Origin of the sequence: Ruegeria intermedia, assembly GCF_900129345.1 — a bacterium.
GTDB classification, from domain to species: Bacteria; Pseudomonadota; Alphaproteobacteria; order Rhodobacterales; family Rhodobacteraceae; genus Ruegeria; species Ruegeria intermedia.
The window spans coordinates 181,468-197,887 of the sequence record NZ_FQVK01000002.1 but is presented as its reverse complement, the minus strand read 5'-3'; the positions used below and the strand labels follow the sequence as shown (position 1 = coordinate 197,887).

Sequence of the window (16,420 nt, the reverse complement as noted above, 5' to 3'; positions counted from 1 at the left end):
CTGTTTCGGCCTGAAGACATCGCGCTGTTCGATTTGCGGTGGCGAAGGGTTCGTCTGACCGGAAAAAGAAAAAGCCCGGCCGCGGCCGGGCTTGGTCGGCAATTCCGGGTCGCCGTTATTGACCCTGTGAACCCGCGGTGCAGGTTGCCACCAGTTGCTCGTATTGCGCGGTGACCCAGCCCAGGGCGGCCTCGGGGTTCTGCTCTTGGATCTTGTCGCTGAACTGTTCGAACACCTTGGCCGAGCGGCTTTCATCGACGATCGTGTAGGACTGCCCGGTCATGACGGTGTCGTAGACAAAGAAGGCGATGGCCACCAGAAGGATGCCGCGCGCGATGCCGAAGAAGAAGCCCAGCGCCTGATCCAGACCTCCCAGCGCCGACCGCTGCACCAGCGAGGAAAACAGCGGGGTGAAGATACTGACCACGATCAGGGCCACGGCGAACACGGCGGCGAACCCGGTGATGACAGACAATTCGCAGCTGTCGCGCAGGAAATCCCCGACCACCGGGATTTCCTTGACCAGCGGTACCGCTTGAGGCGCGAAGATGAAGGCCAGAACTGCGGCGGCAACCCATCCGGCGATGGCCATGACCTCGCGCATGAAGCCGCGTGAATAGGCCAGGATGCCCGACAGCACGACGATCAGGGCAACGACCCCGTCAATGATTGTAAAACCTTCCATGGCCCTCGCCTGTTCTTTTCTTCTACCCCTCGGGGCGCGACCTTAACCTGCTCCGAAGGTTTCGCCAACAAACCCGGCCAGATCAGAGGGTCGGGTGAGTGTCAGACCTGCCACAGTGCCGGTTTTCCCGCCTGCCGGAGCAATTGCCGATGTGAAACCAAGTTTTTGCGCTTCTTTCAACCTGTTTTCGGTCTGCGGGGCCGGTCTAAGTGCCCCGGACAGCGAGATTTCTCCGAAAACCACGGTGTCGGCGGGCAGAGCGGCGTCCTCGCGCGCGCTCAGCAGGGCGGCGGCCACGGCGAGGTCGGCCGCAGGCTCGCTGATCTTCAGGCCCCCGGCCACGTTCAGATAGACGTCGAGCCCCGCAAAGGGGATGCCGCAGCGCGCTTCGAGCACGGCGAGGATCATCGCCAGCCGTCCGCCGTCCCATCCGACGACCGTGCGGCGGGGCTGTGAATGGGGCGAGGGGGCGACCAGCGCCTGCAGTTCGACCAGAACCGGCCGCGTGCCCTCGATGCCCGCGAAAACGGCCGAGCCGGGGCTGGGCGTGCCGCGTTCCGACAGGAACAGGGCCGAGGGGTTGGTGACCTGTGCCAGACCTTTGCCCGTCATCTCGAACACGCCGATCTCGTCGGCGGGGCCAAAGCGGTTCTTGACCGCGCGCAGGATGCGGAACTGGTGGCCGCGCTCGCCCTCGAAATAGAGGACGGTATCGACCATGTGTTCGACCACGCGGGGGCCGGCGATCTGGCCTTCCTTGGTGACGTGGCCGACCATGATGATGGACACGCCATGGCGCTTGGCAAAGCTGGTCAACTCATGCGCGGCGGCGCGGACCTGGCTGACCGATCCTGGCGCGCTGTCGACATTGTCCGCCCACATGGTCTGGATCGAGTCGATGATGGCAAGGCCAGGTTTTTCGGCCTCGAGCGTGGTCAGGATGTTGCGCAGGTTGGTCTCGGCGGCCAGCTGCACCGGTGCGTCCTCGAGCCCCAGACGGCGCGCGCGCATGCGGACCTGCGCGCTGGCTTCTTCGCCCGAGACATAGATGGTTTTCAGCCCCGACCGGGCAAACCGCGCGGCGGCCTGCAGCAGCAGGGTGGATTTGCCGATGCCCGGATCTCCGCCCACCAGCAGGGCCGAGGCCGGGACCAGCCCGCCGCCCAGGACACGGTCCAGTTCCTCGACACCGCAGACTGTGCGGGGGGGCGGGGCCTCCTCGGTGGAGAGGTCCGTCAGGGTGACGGTCTGCCCGCGTTTGCCGCCCAGCGATTTCTTGGCTGGTCCGGCTGACAGCGGGGTGTCCTGCACGATCGTGTTCCACTCGCCGCAGGAATCGCACCGCCCGGACCACCGGGAATGCGCCGCGCCACAGGCCGAGCATGAGAAAGAGGTTGATTTTGCCATGCCGCATTTGGTGCCCGAGGATGGGCGGTTCTTCAAGCCCTTGCGTGGCGCTGTTCCGGCAGGCGGGCCGCGGCGTCAGGCCCGGAGGGGCCATCCTTCGCGGCGGGTGCTGGCGCACCCGTCGACCAGTGCCTAATCGGTAGCGCGGGGCGGGGGCATGGCGATGACGCTCGACGCGGCCGGGTCGCTGTCGTCCGGCGGGGTCTGCAACTGGGCGGACAACTCGGGCAAAAGCTCGAACAATTCCTCGCGAAGGCGGGCCAGTTGCGCCTTGGCGATGGATTCCTCGATCTCGATGTCGCGGGTCCACTGCCGCAATTCATGCTGTATGGTCTGGGCCTCTTCGATCCGCTGCTGGAACAGCGCGACCTCTTCCTGCCGCTGTTGCAGGAACGCCCGCGCCCGGGCGACCTTGGCCGCGCCATAGGTCTCGGCCAGTTCGTGGCTGACCTGGCTCATCTGTGCGGCCAGTTCGAGGATCTCGGGTTCCAGCGATTGCAGGTCGGGATGGTCGCGGAGGAACGCCATGCGCTCTTTGACCGCGTCGAATTCCGAGGCCAGCGCGAACACGCCGCTACGGTCGGCCGCATGGGCGATCTGGTAGGCGTCGATTACGTCCTGCATCTGCAGCGAGAACGTCCGATGCGCGTTTTCCAACGCCATCATGCGCGCGCTGGAAGGCAGATAGAAGGCGAGCATCAGAACCAGAGCGGTCAGGCCGATCTGGATGTAGGTGCCGGCGTTCGGGATGTCCCGCCCGCCCAAACCAGCCTGCATCGTCAGCCAGGGCCAGACATTCACGGCGGCCAGCAGGGTGGCGGACACGGCAAACAGGGCGGCGGCGCAGATCAGGAAAAACGTCAGTCGCAGGAATGCGTTCTGGAAATGAATTGAAATCGAATGGAGGGCGGCCATGACAGTCCTACTCCTTTTGAAACCGGCAAAACCGGGCCCGGGCGGAGTATCCATCAAACGTGCAAGACGGTCCGCGTCGGACCCTGAAACAAAAATGACTTGGCTGCTCGAATACAGGTCATCATAGCCAGAAATGCGTTTTCAATCAATCAGGTCCGGGGGTTTCGTGAACCAGATTTCACTTCGGTAACGTAGCCCAGCGCGATCGAGGCAAGGATGCAGCCGGTGAACAGGTAGAGGCCCCACGCTGTTTCGATCGTTGCGTAGGAAATGCCCTTGGCCAAGGTGATGTAGAGCGCGATGAGAAAGATATCGGCCATGGCGAGCTTGCCCATGACGTTCAGCGCGGGCTGAACCCGCGGGTCCAGCAGGTCCCATTGGACCAGCGCGGTGCCGATGGTTTTGATGTACGGGGCAAACAGGGCGAAGACGGTGACGACCAGCGCGAGGAAGATGTCGGATTTCCACAAGGACTGGAGGCCGGTGATGACGCTGATCTCAGAAAGGCCGAAGATCGGCAGCAGGCCCGCGCGCATCAGCGGGGCGAACCACGCGATGGGGTAGAGGATCAGCAGCAAGAGGGTGGCGAGGCGGAGGGTCATGACTACTGCGCTGTCTCAAACTCAAGGCTTACCCACCCCACCAGCGTCGCCATGACTAGGAAAACAAGAGCTGTCGCGATATTGCCTTTCCTCTTCTTTTGGAAGCGCAAGAGCACCTCTTTATGCAACAACCAAGCCGAAATAGCGACTCCGACTAAGGCGGGCGCGCTATCAAGGAAGATGGAGTTTTTGCCAGCAAATGCAACGATGTTTGAAATGATTGTTCCCGGGATAATACCGTACACCAGGCATCTTAGCAGTGGTTTTGGGACCGAAAATGAACGGGCAATCGAGAAAATCAAGCCGTGTTCAGAGAAAAAAACCAAACCAGTAGTACGGAAATGAAGTAGACGCCGGGCAGCGACAGAAAAAAACATCTGTGAAGGGCTTATCACCGCACGGCCTCAATCGGTCCCTCGGCATTGCCACTGATGAATTGCTCGACATAAGGATCACCCGAGGAATCCATCTGGCTGACCGGGCCGGTCCACTGGATCACCCCGTCATGCAGCATCGCCACGTTGTCGGCAATCGCGCGCACGGAACTCATGTCGTGGGTGATGGTCATCGCGGTGGCGCCCATCTCGGTCACGATTTCTCGGATCAGGTCGTTGATGACGCCCGACATGATCGGGTCCAGGCCCGTGGTGGGTTCGTCGAAAAAGATGATCTCGGGGTCGGCGGCGATGGCGCGGGCCAGCCCCACGCGTTTCTGCATGCCGCCCGACAGCTCGGAGGGGTACAGATCGGCCACATTGGCGCGCAGGCCCACGCGGCGCAGCTTGTCGATGGCGATCTCGCGGGCCTCGTGCGCCGGGCGCTTGAGCGAGCCGCGCAGCAGACGGAAGGCCACGTTCTGCCAGACGGGCAGGGAATCGAACAGAGCGCCGCCCTGGAACAACATGCCGAACCGGGCCAGAAAAGCGTCTCGGTCGCCGGTTTCGGCATCCTGACCATCGACATAGATCTTGCCGCTGTCGGGCTTGATCAGGCCCAGAATGCACTTCAGCGCCACCGATTTCCCGGTGCCCGACCCCCCGATGATGACCATCGAGGTGCCCGTGGGAATCTCCAGGTTCACGCCTCGCAGAACATGGTTGTCGCCAAAGGCCTTGTGTACGTTTTCCAACCGGATCATAGCGAGAAGAACACCCCCGTCAGAACGAAGTTGGCGGCCAGAATCAGAACGGCCGCGGCCTCGACCGAGCTTTTGGTCGCGCGGCCCACGCCCTGGGCGCCGCGGCCCGAGTGCATGCCGTAGTAGCAGCCCATGATGGCGGCGATCACTCCGAAGGCCGCGCCCTTGACCAGCGAGGACAGGATGTCCAGCGGTTCCAGGAAATCGACCGTATTCTTCAGATAGGCCGCGGGGTTGAAGCCCAGGTTCTGGGTGGCCACCGCATAGCCGCCGGCGATGCCGATGATGTCGCCCACCGCCACCAGCACGGGCAGGGTGATCAGTGCGGCCAGAACGCGCGGGGCGGTCAGGTATTTCATCGGGTGGGTCGACAGGGTGACCAGCGCGTCGATCTGCTCGGTCACTTTCATGGTGGCGATCTCAGCCGCGATCGACGAGGTGACGCGCGCCGCGATCATCAGGCCGACCATGACGGGCCCCAACTCGCGCACCATGCCGATGGCGACGATCTGGGGCACCACGGCCTCGGCGTTGAAACGCGCGCCGCCGGCATAGATCTGCAGCGCCAGCGCGCCACCGGTGAAGATGGTGGTCAGCCCCACCACCGGCAGCGACAGCCAGCCGATGTTCAGCAGGGCCACGCCGAATTCACGCGGGTAGAAGGGCGGGCGAAAGATATGCGACACCGCATCCAGCGCAAACAATGCCACGCGGCCGAACGCGGCCAGCAGGTTCAGGACCGCGCGGCCCAGTTCGCCAAGCCATGCGATCGGATTCATTCGACGTAACCCCGCGAATAGCGGCTGCCGAGCGAGGTCAGGATCTCGTACCCGATGGTGCCTGCGGCCTCGGCCAGGTCGTCCACCGTCTGATGGCCGTTGAGAATGCGCAGACGTTCGGGAGTGTGCGGCAGGTCGGTCACGTCGACGGTGATCAGATCCATCGAGATGCGGCCGACCACCGGGCAGGGCAGGTCACCGGCGAAGGTGTCGATGCCGCCTCCGATGGCGCGGTGCAGCCCGTCGGCATAGCCCGCGGCCACCGTGGCGATGCGCGACGGGCGCCGGGCCTTCCAGGTATTGCCATAGCCGACGGTTTCGCCGACGGCCAGATCGCGCACCTGGATCACCGGCAGGTCGACGGTGACGACCGGCTTGGCCGCGGCGAAGGGCAGGCCGCCATACAGGCCGATCCCCGGGCGGCACAGGTCGAAATGGTATTCGGGGCCCAGCAGCATGCCGCCGGTGGCGGCCAGCGACCGGGGGGCCGAGACGCCCTCGGTCATGCCTCGAAACGCCTCGAGCTGCTGGCGGTTCATCGGGTGGTCGGGTTCGTCGGCGCAGGCCAGGTGCGACATGATCAGCACCGGGTTCAGCGCCTCGGCCCGGTTGCGCAGGGCGGACCAGTCGGCGGGCTCCAGCCCCAGGCGGTTCATGCCCGTGTCCAGTTGCAGGCCGAACGGATGCACCGGTAGCGCCTGGATGTGGCGCTGGAATTGTTCGGGCGAGTTGAGCAGCGGCACCAGGTCGTGATCGCGCAGCAGATCCGCGTCGCCTTCCATGTGACCGGAGAACACGAAGATCAGAGGGCCGGGGCCGATCGCCCGGCGTACGGCGGCGCCTTCCTCGGCCACGGCAACAAAGAACTTGCGGACGCCTTCCTCGGCCAGCGTGCTGGCAACGGGACCGGCCCCCAGGCCATAGGCGTCGGCCTTGACCACGGCGCCGGTCTCGGTGTCGGTCTTTGCGTCGAGCGCCCGCCAGTTCCCGGCCAGCGCGTGAAGGTTGATCGTCAAACGTGCGGTACTCATGATCCGTTCATGACATCGCGCTGCACGAGGTCAAGGGGGAATGCGCCGCAAATGTGCGGAATCTCCGCGACTTGGGCCGCATGTGGCCGGGCCGGCCCCGACCGGGGCGCGATTGACGGCCACCCGCATTGTTCCCCCATCAGGGTCAAAGTCGGCGACTGACCTCGATCGTTCACATGGCCGACAGGGGAGAGGGGGTCAGTACCCCTCGATCTGACCACTCTGCTGCCAGGGTTTGACAAGGTTGCCGAACCGGGTGAACTGCGCCTCGAAGGCCAGTTCGACCGTGCCGATGGGGCCGTGGCGCTGCTTGCCGACGATGACCTCGGCCTTGCCGTGCAGGCGCTCCATCGCCTGCTTCCACTCTTCCATCTTCTCCAGTTCGTGATCTCCGGGTTTTTCGCGCTCTTTGTAGTATTCCTCGCGGAACACGAACATCACCACGTCGGCGTCCTGCTCGATCGAGCCGGATTCGCGCAGGTCGGACAGTTGCGGGCGCTTGTCGTCGCGGTTTTCCACCTGACGCGACAGCTGCGACAGGGCGATGACGGGGATGTTCAGTTCCTTGGCGATGGCCTTCATGCCCATCGAGATCTCGGCGATCTCGTTCACGCGATTGTCGGACATGCCGCGGCACAGCTGCAGATAGTCGATCACCAGCAGGTCCAGCCCATGCGTCCGCTTGAGCCGCCGCGCGCGCGCCGCCAGCTGGCTGATCGGCAGGGCCGGCGTGTCGTCGATGAACAGCGGGCAGGCCTCCAGCGCCTTGGCGGCGTCGACGAAACGGCGGAACTCGTCCTCGGTCATGTCGCCCTGGCGGATCTTGTGGCTGGAGATCTCGGACGCCTCGGCCAGGATCCGCCCGGCCAGCTGCTCGGCGCTCATCTCCAGCGAGAAGAAGCCGACGACGCCGCCATCGACCGCCCCTTCGGTGCCATCGGCGCGGATGCCGCGCTTGTAGGCCTTGGCCACGTTGAAGGCGATGTTGGTCGCCAGCGAGGTTTTCCCCATCGACGGCCGCCCCGCAAGGATGATCAGGTCGGACGGATGCAGCCCGCCCAGCTGCTTGTCCAGATCGATCAGCCCGGTCGAGATCCCGGCCATGCCGCCGCCGCGCTGATAGGCTTCGTTGGTGACGTTCACCGCCTCGGTCACGGCCTTGAGGAAGGACTTGAACCCCTGTTCGGTCTGCCCCTGTTCGGACAGCTGGTAGAGCTTCTGCTCGGCTTCGACGATCTGTTCCTTGGGTTCGCTGGCCACATCGACCCGCGCCGCCTTGTCCGAGATGTCACGGCCCAGCCGGATCAGCTCGCGCCGGATCGCGAGGTCATAGATCATCTGGGCATAGTCATGCACGGCGAAGGCGCTGATCGAGGCGCCGGCCAGCTTGACCAGATAGGCCGGACCGCCAAGCTCCTTGAGACCCTCGTCCTCGGCCAGGAAGGATTTCAGCGTCACCGGCGAGGCCAGCGCGTTCTTGGCGATGCGCGCGGCGGCGACCTCGTAGATGCGGGCATGGACCGGATCATAGAAATGCTCGGGCCCGATGATCGAGGCGACCCGGTCGTACAGGTCGTTGTTGGTCAGGATCGCGCCCAGAAGCTGCTGTTCGGCTTCGATGGAATGCGGCATGGTCTCGGCGTTCTGAATCTGCGCCGCCGCCTGCTCGATACTGCTGATCTCGTTCATTGCTGCTCTCGCTGTCCCCATGGGACGAAGGTCATATCGCGGCCCCGTGAGTCGGGGCAAATTGTATGTTTTCTGGGGATATGCTGTGCATATCTTTCGCCCTCTGCATCTTGCCGCAGGGACCGGTCATTCGTCAACATCTTGTGGATAGGCAGCCAGGCTGACGGCCAGTGTTTCCCGGCCGTCAACAATGGCCCGACGGTCAGACCTTGTTGGCCTCCTGCCAGCCGCGCGGGTCGTTCAGGAAGGCTTCGACCCCGTCAAGTGTTTCCGCATCAAAGGCTTGCTGCGCCTTGGCCTCGGCCAGAACGTCCCACCAGGTGCACAGGTGGTGCAACTGCACGCCATGATCGCCCAGCGTCTTTTCGGTTTCGGGGAAGATGCCATAATAGAAAATCACCGCCGTATGCCCGCAGGTGGCGCCGGTTTCGCGGATCGCGTCCACGAAGGAGAGCTTCGAGCCGCCATCGGTGGTCAGGTCCTCGACCAGCAGCACACGCTGGCCTTCGGTCATGGCCCCTTCGATCCGGGCGTTGCGGCCATAGCCCTTGGGCTTCTTGCGCACATAGGTCATCGGCAGGGCCATGCGCTCGGCCACCATAGCGGCGAAGGGGATGCCCGCGGTTTCACCGCCGGCGATGTTGTCGAAGGCCTCGAAGCCGGCATTCCGCATGACGGTGACCGTCAGGAAGTCCATCAGGGTCGATCGGATGCGCGGGTACGAGATCAGCTTGCGGCAGTCGATATAGGTGGGGCTGGGCAGGCCGCTGGCCAGCGTGAACGGCTCGCGCGCGTTGAAATGCACCGCCTTGATCTCCAGCAGCATCCGCGCGGTCAGGCGGGCGATTTCCGTGCTGTCGGGAAAGGAACTGGGGATCATGGCGGGACCTCGGTGCTGAAATGACGTTGCGGGCTGATAGCCTGCCGACCGGCCCGATGTCGAGAGGGGTTGGCGCAAAAGAAAAGCGGACCTTGCAAGAGGTCCGCTTGGTGCCCGGATGGGCAGTCGAGTCAGCCAAGGTGGGCTTAGCTGCTCATGTCATAGGCCCGTTCTCCGTGGACCGACAGGTCGGGCCCGTTCGTTTCGGTCTCGGCGTCTACGCGAAGCGGGGTGACAAGCGCAACCACCTTGACCAACACAAACGTGACAACTGACGTAAAGACACCCACGATCACCAGCCCGCCCAGCTGCGCGGTCCAGGTTCCCAGGCCGAAGACGGCGATCATGATGGTGCCGAAGATGCCGCCCACGCCATGCACGGCGAACACGTCCAGCGTATCGTCGATGTTCAGCACGTTGCGGACCACGTTCACCGCCTCCTGGCACAGGATGCCGGCGACCGCGCCGATGATCAGCGCCTGAACCGGATCGACATAGCCCGAGGCCGGCGTGATCGAGGCCAGACCCGCGATGGTTCCGGTGACCAGACCGACCAGCGAGGCCTTGCCGTATTTGATCCGCTCCCACAGCGCCCAGCTGAGCGATGCGGTGGCGGCCGAGATATGCGTGACCGTCAGCGCCATGGCCGCGCCGCCATCCGCGGCCAGCTGCGAGCCGCCGTTGAAGCCGAACCAGCCGACCCACAGCATCGCGGCCCCGATCATGACGTATCCGGGGTTGTGCGGCGGGGTGGTGCGGTTCTTGCGCGGCCCCAGGACCCACGCGATGATCAGAGCGGCCAGACCGGCGGTTTCGTGCACCACGATGCCACCGGCAAAGTCGCGCACGCCGATTTCACCCAGAATGCCGCCATCGGTCAGGATGCCGCCGCCCCAGATCCAATGCACAACCGGCGCATAGCACAGCAGCATCCACAGCCCCGAGAAGACCAGCACGAAACCAAAGCCCACGCGTTCCACATAGGCGCCGACGATCAGGGCCGGGGTGATGATGGCAAAGGTCATCTGGAAGGCAAAGAACAGCACCTCGGGCAGGGTGCCCGACAGGCTGTCGGCATCGACGCCGTTCAGAAACGCCTTGCCCAGCCCGCCCCACAGGCCGGAACCGCCGTCGCCGAAGGCGATTGAATACCCCGCGACCAGCCACAGGATGCTCATCAGACAGGCGATCGCGAAGCAGTGCATGAAAACGCTCAGCACGTTGCGGGCGCGCACCAGCCCGCCATAGAACAGGGCCAGGCCCGGCAAGGTCATGAACAGGACCAGCGCCGTCGCGACGATGATCCAGGCGGTATCGGCTCCGTTCATTGGGCCGTTCTCCTCTTTCCTGATGCTGCGCCAAGGGGCGCGGTGTGAGTGACGTGCCGTGGGTTCAACCGAACGGGCGCCGAGGAAAAAAGAGGCAGGGTGTGAAAAAGGTGCCTGTTTTGGCGTCCTTTCTCCAAGTGGTGACAAAAAGTGCGCCGTATCCGGGCGGGTGCCAGAAATTTAGGCGAGTTCGGAAAGTCCGTTTTCCAGCAGTTTCAGCGCATGATCCCGCGCCGCGCGTCTGACATTGGCGCGGCCCGCGGCGCCGAACTCGACGGTTTCGGTCAGGGTGGGGCGGCCTGTGACGGCAAGGCCGAAACAGACCCGGCCCTCGGGCTTGAACTCGGACCCGCCGGGCCCCGCGATGCCGGTGATCGAGACCGCAAGCTGCGCCTGGGAATGCGCCAGCGCACCCTCGGCCATCTCGCGGGCGACCTCTTCAGAAACGGCGCCATGGGCCTCCAGCGTCTCGGCACGCACGCCCAGCATGTCCTGCTTGGCGGCGTTGGTATAGGTGACGAAGCCTCGGTCAACCACGGCCGAGCTGCCGGGAATGTCGGTCAGCGCGGCGGCGACCATGCCGCCCGTGCAACTTTCTGCTGTGGCGATCATGACGTTCAGCGCCTTGGCGCGGTCGAGCAGTTCGGCGACGGTCATAGGCCCAGTACTCCATGTGCGATCCCGGCCAGGATCAGAACACCCACGGCCGCGAACGCGCCCGCGATCACGTCGTCCAGCATCACGCCAAAGGGGTCGCCGCGCCGGTCGGCCCAGCCGATGGGGCCGGGTTTGGTGATGTCGAACAGGCGGAACAGCAAGAACGCAGCGATCCAGCCCGGCCACAGGGCGGTGACCGCGATGTCATGCGCCCAGGCGGGATAAGACACGGCCCAGATGGCGATGAATTGGCCCGCGACCTCGTCGATGACGATCTCCGAAGGGTCGTGATCGTCCTGCCTGGCGGTCATGACGCCCGTGGCCCAGGTGCCGGCCACCAAGACGGCGACAGTGGCGACGGCCAGCAGCGGGAAGCCGCCCAGCAGGTGCAGCGCCAAGGCCAAAGGCAGGGCGGCCAGCGAGCCCCAGGTGCCGGGGGCAGGGCGCAGATATCCGACCCCGCCCACGGTTCCGATCAGGCGCGCCAGAGTCATGGCTTCACCAGGCAGGCGGTCGCGATAGCGGCGATGCCTTCCTTGCGGCCGGTAAAGCCCAGCCGCTCGGACGTGGTGGCCTTGATCGACACACGGTCGGCCTCCAGCCCCATGATTTCGCCCATTTTCTGCCGCATCGCCGCGGCGTGCGGGCCGATCTTGGGGTATTCGCAGACCAGCGTGCAGTCGATGTTCGAGATGCGAAAGCCCATGCGCGCGGCCAGATCCACCGCATGGCGCAGAAAGATCTCGCTGGCGGCGCCTTTCCACTGTGGGTCGGATGGGGGAAAGTGCTGACCGATATCGCCCTGTGCCAGCGCGCCATAGATCGCGTCGGTGACGGCGTGCATGCCCACATCCGCGTCGGAATGGCCCTGCAGCCCCCGATCATGCGGGATCTCGACGCCGCACAGGATCACGTGATCGCCCGGCCCGAACCGGTGCACGTCATATCCGTTGCCCAGCCTTACATCCATGTCTGACCTCAATATCCGTTCGGCCCGGGCAAAATCCTCGGGCCGTGTGATTTTCAGATTGTCCGCGTCGCCCGGCACGATGGCCACGTCAAGACCGGCGGCCCGGGCCACCTCGACATCGTCGGCGGCCCCTCCGGGATGCGCCGCATGCGCGGCGACGATGGCGTCATAGCGGAACCCCTGCGGCGTCTGCGCGGCAAACAGGCCCGTGCGATCTCGGGTGCCGGTGACCTGGTCGTTCTCTCCGGTCCACAGCGCATCGGTGACCGGCAGCCCCGGCGCCGCGGCGGCGTGGGTGTCGAGGGCCGCCAGCACGTCACCAATGACCCGCGCGCTGACACAGGGCCGGGCCACGTCATGAATCAGAACCTTGCTGACGCCGCGATCGGCCAGAGCCTGCAACCCGTTGCGAACGGATTCTGCCCGGTCGGCGCCGCCGGGCGCAAGAATCAGGCCGCTGTCGGCGAATTCCGCCCAGGCCTCGGGGTCATCGGGGGACAGGACCAGCACGACCAGCGGCACCTGCGCCTTGATCCGGTCGATCGTCCAGTCGGCCACGCGCCGCCCGGCCAAGGGGCGCCACTGCTTGGGCTGGCCCCCTCCGGCGCGCAGGCCGCGCCCGGCGGCGACGATGATGGTGGCGGTTGTCATGTCTGAATTTCCGACCCTCGTTTGGCTTCTGTGTTTAGGCGGCGGTGAAAGCAGAGGCAATCACTCGCGGTCACCTGATTAAAAAATAGGCAGATGATGATTTTGCGGGCTTGCAGGCCGTGGTTTTGTTGTTCATACGCGCCGGATTCGATATGAAAACCGCAATTGCTCAAGGATTAGGCACGTTGACGCTGCGTATTGCCGAGAAAACTTTGACCCCGCCGGTGCTGCTGGCGCCGATGGCCGGAATCACCGACCGACCGTTTCGCGACCTCGTCATGCGGTTCGGCGCCGGGATGGTGGTCAGCGAGATGGTCGCCAGCCAAGAGATGGTGCAGGCCAAGCCCGGCGTGCGCGAACGGGCCGAGCTGTCGGCGGATGTGGAAAACACCGCCGTACAGCTGGCCGGGCGCGACGCCTATTGGATGGCCGAGGCCGCGCGGCAGGTTGCCGACCGGGGCGCGCGGGTGATCGACATCAACATGGGCTGCCCGGCCAAGAAGGTGACGAACGGTTATTCCGGCTCGGCCCTGCTGAAGACACCCGACCATGCCCTGACCCTGATCGAGGCGGTCGTGGGCGCGGTGGAGGTGCCGGTGACGCTCAAGACCCGGCTGGGGTGGGACGACACGCTGCTGAACGCGCCGGACGTGGCGCGGCGGGCGCAGGAGGCCGGCGTTCAGATGGTCACGATCCACGGGCGCACGCGCTGTCAGTTCTACAAGGGCGAGGCGGATTGGGCCGCGATCCGCGCGGTCAAGGACGCGGTCAGCATTCCGGTCGTGGCCAATGGCGACATCACCAGCCCCGAGCGTGCGCAGGCAGCGCTGGAGCAGTCGGGCGCGGATGGCGTCATGGTGGGCCGTGGCGCGCAGGGCAAACCGTGGCTGCTGGCGCAGATCGCGCACGAGCTGTGGGGGACGCCGGCGCCGGAGGTTCCCGAAGGCGACGACTTGGCCGACATGGTGCGGGCGCATTACGAGGCGATGCTGGGCTTCTATGGCGCCGATCTGGGCCTGCGTGTCGCGCGCAAGCATCTGGGCTGGTACATGGACGAGGCTGGAACGCCGGCGTGCCTGCGCCGCGCGGTCCTGACCGCGCGCGATCCGGCCGAAGTTCTGCGGCTGATCGGCGACGCGTTGACGGAAAAGGCCGAGGTGGCGGCATGATTTCCGATCAGGTCTTGTGGGCCTCGCTGCCGGTTCCGGCCTTCATCATCGACCCCGAGGACCGCATCGCCGACGTCAATTCCTCGGGTGAGGGGTTCCTGAACGCTTCGCGCAAATCGGTGGTCGGGCATCCGGTCTGGGACCAGATCGCCGTGGACGCGCCGCTGGAAGAGGCTTTTACGCGCGCCCGCGCTCAGGGCACGCCGCTGTTCGTGAATGACGTGGACGTGGGTTCGGGCAATCGCGCGCCGCTGCAATGCGCGCTGCAGATCGCGCCTCTGCTTGGGCATCCGGGGTCGATGATCATGATCGTCTCGCCGCGCGAACTGGCCAGCCGCATGACCCGCGGCAACACGGTCAAATCGGCGGCGCAATCGGCGATCGGCATGGCCGAGATGCTGGCGCATGAAATCAAGAACCCGCTGGCCGGGATCACCGGTGCCGCACAGTTGCTGAGCATGAATATCGGCCCGCAAGACCTTGAGTTAACGGATCTTATCGTGGCCGAGAGTCGCCGTATCGTGAAGCTGCTCGAACAGGTCGAGCAGTTCGGAAACCTCTCGCGGCCCGAGTTCAAGCCGGTCAACATCCACGACGTTCTGGACCGCGCGCGCCGCTCGGCGCTGCTGGGCTTTGGCGCTGACATGACCATCATCGAGGATTACGACCCTTCGCTGCCGCTGGCCTATGGTGACCCGGATCAGCTGTTGCAGGTGGTTCTGAACCTGCTCAAGAACGCCTCCGAGGCCGCCGGCCCCGAGGGCGGAACGATCCGCCTGCACACCTATTTCGAACATTCCTTCCGTCTGCGGCGCAGTGACGGCTCGGGCCACTCGCTGCCGCTGCAGATCGAGATCATCGACGATGGCCCGGGCCTGCCCGAGGACATCCGCAGCGACATTTTCGACCCTTTCGTTTCCGGCAAGGAAAACGGCACCGGGCTGGGTTTGGCGCTGGTCAGCAAGATCGTGTCCGACCACGACGGTTGGATCACGGCCGAGTCGGTGCCGGGGCGGACGGTTTTCCGGCTGTCGCTGCGCCGCGCGCCGCGCGAGGCAAGGCCGGACAAAGAATAGTCTAGGAGAACACCAGATGGATGGCACGGTACTGGTTGCAGATGATGACAGAACGATCCGGACGGTTCTGACCCAGGCCCTGACGCGGGCGGGCTGCAAGGTGCATGCGACCTCGTCCCTGACGACGCTGATGCGCTGGGTCGGCGAGGGCAAGGGCGACGTGGTGATCTCGGACGTGGTCATGCCCGATGGCAACGGGCTGGAAATGCTGCCCAAGATCGCACAGGATCGGCCGGGCCTGCCGGTGATCGTGATCTCGGCTCAGAACACGATCATGACGGCGATCCAGGCGGCCGAGGCGGATGCCTATGACTACCTGCCCAAGCCGTTCGACCTGCCGGACCTGATGAAGCGCACCGCCCGCGCGCTCGAGCGCAAGCAGCGCGCACGATCCGAGCCGGATACCCCGAGCGAAGAGCGCCCCGACGACCTGCCGCTGGTCGGTCGTACCCCGGCGATGCAGGCGCTGTACCGTCTGGTCGCGCGGGTGATGAATACGGATCTGTCGGTGCTGATCTCGGGCGAAAGCGGCACCGGCAAGTCATTGATCGCGCAGGCCATTCACGATTTCTCGGACCGGCGCACGCTGCCCTTCGTGACGGCCAACTCCGCGGATCTGATCGACCTTGAAGGCCCCGCGCGCGTCATGGCGCGGGTGCGGGGCGGAACCCTTCTGTTCGACGAGATCGGCGATCTAGACGACGAAATCCAGGCTCGTATCGTGCGGATGATGGACACGCCCGGCGATCACGTTCCGCGCTTCATGGCCACCAGCCAGGCCGACCTGACCGAGGCGATGGAGCGCGGTCAGATCCGACAGGACCTGTATTACCGCCTGAGCGGGGCCACGATCCAGGTGCCCGCCCTGCGCGAGCGCGTCGACGACATCCCGCTGCTGGCCGAGCATTTTCTGGCGCGGGACGAGCGCGACACCGGTTCGAAACGCTGGCTGGGGCCCGAGGCGGTCGGACTGGTGCGCCGCTATTCCTGGCCGGGCAACGTGCGTCAGCTGGAGAACGCCATCCGACGGCTGAGCCTGACCAGCCGGTCCGACGAGATCACCAAGGCCGAGGTCGAGGCGGTTCTGGGCAGCCAGCCCGAGGCCGAGCCTCTGCTGGGCGGGGGCGAGCGCGAGAAGCTGTCGTCGTCGGTCGCGCGCCACCTGCGGCGGTATTTCGACCTGCATGGAAACATGCTGCCGCCGCCGGGCCTGTACCAGCGCATCCTGCGCGAGGTCGAGGCGCCGCTGATCGAAATCGCGCTGGAGGCCACGGGCGGAAACCAGGCGAAATGCGCCGATCTTTTGGGGATCAACCGGAATACGCTGCGCAAAAAGATCACCGATCTCGATATTCAGGTGACACGTCGCCGTAAACTGATGTAATATCGCCACACAAAACGTGGCATCCGGGCATGCGCCCGGCAAGGACCACGACATATGGC

The 16,420-nt window shown here is 65.0% G+C and carries 17 protein-coding genes; 3 read left to right on the top strand and 14 right to left on the bottom strand.

The features are described 5' to 3' along the window. Positions 1-115 precede the first annotated feature (115 nt). From F3H26_RS02575 to F3H26_RS02510, 14 genes are all read right to left on the bottom strand, one after another. A complete protein-coding gene (locus F3H26_RS02575; RefSeq protein ID WP_149774510.1) occupies positions 116-685 on the bottom strand; it encodes a CvpA family protein in 570 nt (189 codons plus the stop codon). Between the two features lie 42 nt (positions 686-727). Then, the gene (gene radA, locus F3H26_RS02570) at positions 728-2,092 is read right to left on the bottom strand and encodes a DNA repair protein RadA (RefSeq protein WP_149774508.1); all 1,365 of its coding nucleotides are present in this window, start codon (positions 2,090-2,092) and stop codon (positions 728-730) included. Positions 2,093-2,224: 132 nt separating this feature from the next. Beyond that, positions 2,225-3,007, bottom strand: coding sequence for a kinetochore Spc7 family protein (locus F3H26_RS02565; protein WP_188127671.1), 783 nt, complete (start codon positions 3,005-3,007; stop codon positions 2,225-2,227). 149 nt (positions 3,008-3,156) lie between these two features. Further along, positions 3,157-3,609 (bottom strand): paraquat-inducible protein A, encoded by a 453-nt coding sequence (locus tag F3H26_RS02560; RefSeq protein WP_149774506.1) that lies wholly within the window; start codon positions 3,607-3,609, stop codon positions 3,157-3,159. A 2-nt stretch (positions 3,610-3,611) separates the two neighbouring features. Further along, positions 3,612-3,986, bottom strand: a complete 375-nt coding sequence (locus tag F3H26_RS02555) for a hypothetical protein (protein WP_149774504.1) — start codon at positions 3,984-3,986, stop codon at positions 3,612-3,614. Positions 3,987-4,000: 14 nt separating this feature from the next. Next, the gene (locus F3H26_RS02550) at positions 4,001-4,747 is read right to left on the bottom strand and encodes an ABC transporter ATP-binding protein (protein ID WP_149774502.1); all 747 of its coding nucleotides are present in this window, start codon (positions 4,745-4,747) and stop codon (positions 4,001-4,003) included. Next, positions 4,744-5,526, bottom strand: coding sequence for an MlaE family ABC transporter permease (locus tag F3H26_RS02545; protein WP_149774500.1), 783 nt, complete (start codon positions 5,524-5,526; stop codon positions 4,744-4,746). Before F3H26_RS02545 ends, F3H26_RS02550 begins: the two co-directional genes overlap by 4 nt. Next, a complete protein-coding gene (alr, locus tag F3H26_RS02540) occupies positions 5,523-6,557 on the bottom strand; it encodes an alanine racemase (RefSeq protein ID WP_149774499.1) in 1,035 nt (344 codons plus the stop codon). The genes F3H26_RS02545 and alr overlap by 4 nt, the downstream gene beginning before the upstream one ends. Positions 6,558-6,755: 198 nt before the next feature. Beyond that, positions 6,756-8,246, bottom strand: a complete 1,491-nt coding sequence (locus F3H26_RS02535; protein ID WP_149774497.1) for a replicative DNA helicase — start codon at positions 8,244-8,246, stop codon at positions 6,756-6,758. Between the two features lie 202 nt (positions 8,247-8,448). Further along, positions 8,449-9,126, bottom strand: coding sequence for an orotate phosphoribosyltransferase (locus F3H26_RS02530; RefSeq protein WP_149774495.1), 678 nt, complete (start codon positions 9,124-9,126; stop codon positions 8,449-8,451). Positions 9,127-9,272: 146 nt separating this feature from the next. Then, positions 9,273-10,454: an ammonium transporter gene (locus F3H26_RS02525; protein WP_149774494.1), complete on the bottom strand. Its 1,182-nt coding sequence runs from the start codon at positions 10,452-10,454 to the stop codon at positions 9,273-9,275. A gap of 180 nt (positions 10,455-10,634) precedes the next feature. Continuing rightward, positions 10,635-11,111 (bottom strand): CinA family protein, encoded by a 477-nt coding sequence (locus F3H26_RS02520; protein WP_149774493.1) that lies wholly within the window; start codon positions 11,109-11,111, stop codon positions 10,635-10,637. Then, positions 11,108-11,605 (bottom strand): phosphatidylglycerophosphatase A family protein, encoded by a 498-nt coding sequence (locus tag F3H26_RS02515; protein WP_149774492.1) that lies wholly within the window; start codon positions 11,603-11,605, stop codon positions 11,108-11,110. The genes F3H26_RS02520 and F3H26_RS02515 overlap by 4 nt, the downstream gene beginning before the upstream one ends. After that, positions 11,602-12,732 (bottom strand): bifunctional 2-C-methyl-D-erythritol 4-phosphate cytidylyltransferase/2-C-methyl-D-erythritol 2,4-cyclodiphosphate synthase, encoded by a 1,131-nt coding sequence (locus F3H26_RS02510; RefSeq protein ID WP_149774490.1) that lies wholly within the window; start codon positions 12,730-12,732, stop codon positions 11,602-11,604. Before F3H26_RS02510 ends, F3H26_RS02515 begins: the two co-directional genes overlap by 4 nt. A 152-nt stretch (positions 12,733-12,884) precedes the next feature. Here F3H26_RS02510 and dusB point away from each other — a divergent pair, with 152 nt between their 5' ends. From dusB to F3H26_RS02495, 3 genes are read left to right on the top strand one after another with little or no spacing between them, the layout of a single operon-like run. Next, a complete protein-coding gene (dusB, locus tag F3H26_RS02505; RefSeq protein ID WP_149774488.1) occupies positions 12,885-13,901 on the top strand; it encodes a tRNA dihydrouridine synthase DusB in 1,017 nt (338 codons plus the stop codon). Continuing rightward, positions 13,898-14,977 carry a two-component system sensor histidine kinase NtrB gene (locus F3H26_RS02500; RefSeq protein ID WP_149774486.1) on the top strand — a complete coding sequence of 360 codons (1,080 nt, stop codon included), beginning with the start codon at positions 13,898-13,900 and terminating at the stop codon, positions 14,975-14,977. The genes dusB and F3H26_RS02500 overlap by 4 nt, the downstream gene beginning before the upstream one ends. Before the next feature lie 16 nt (positions 14,978-14,993). Next, a complete protein-coding gene (locus tag F3H26_RS02495; RefSeq protein ID WP_149774484.1) occupies positions 14,994-16,361 on the top strand; it encodes a response regulator in 1,368 nt (455 codons plus the stop codon). Positions 16,362-16,420 lie beyond the last annotated feature (59 nt).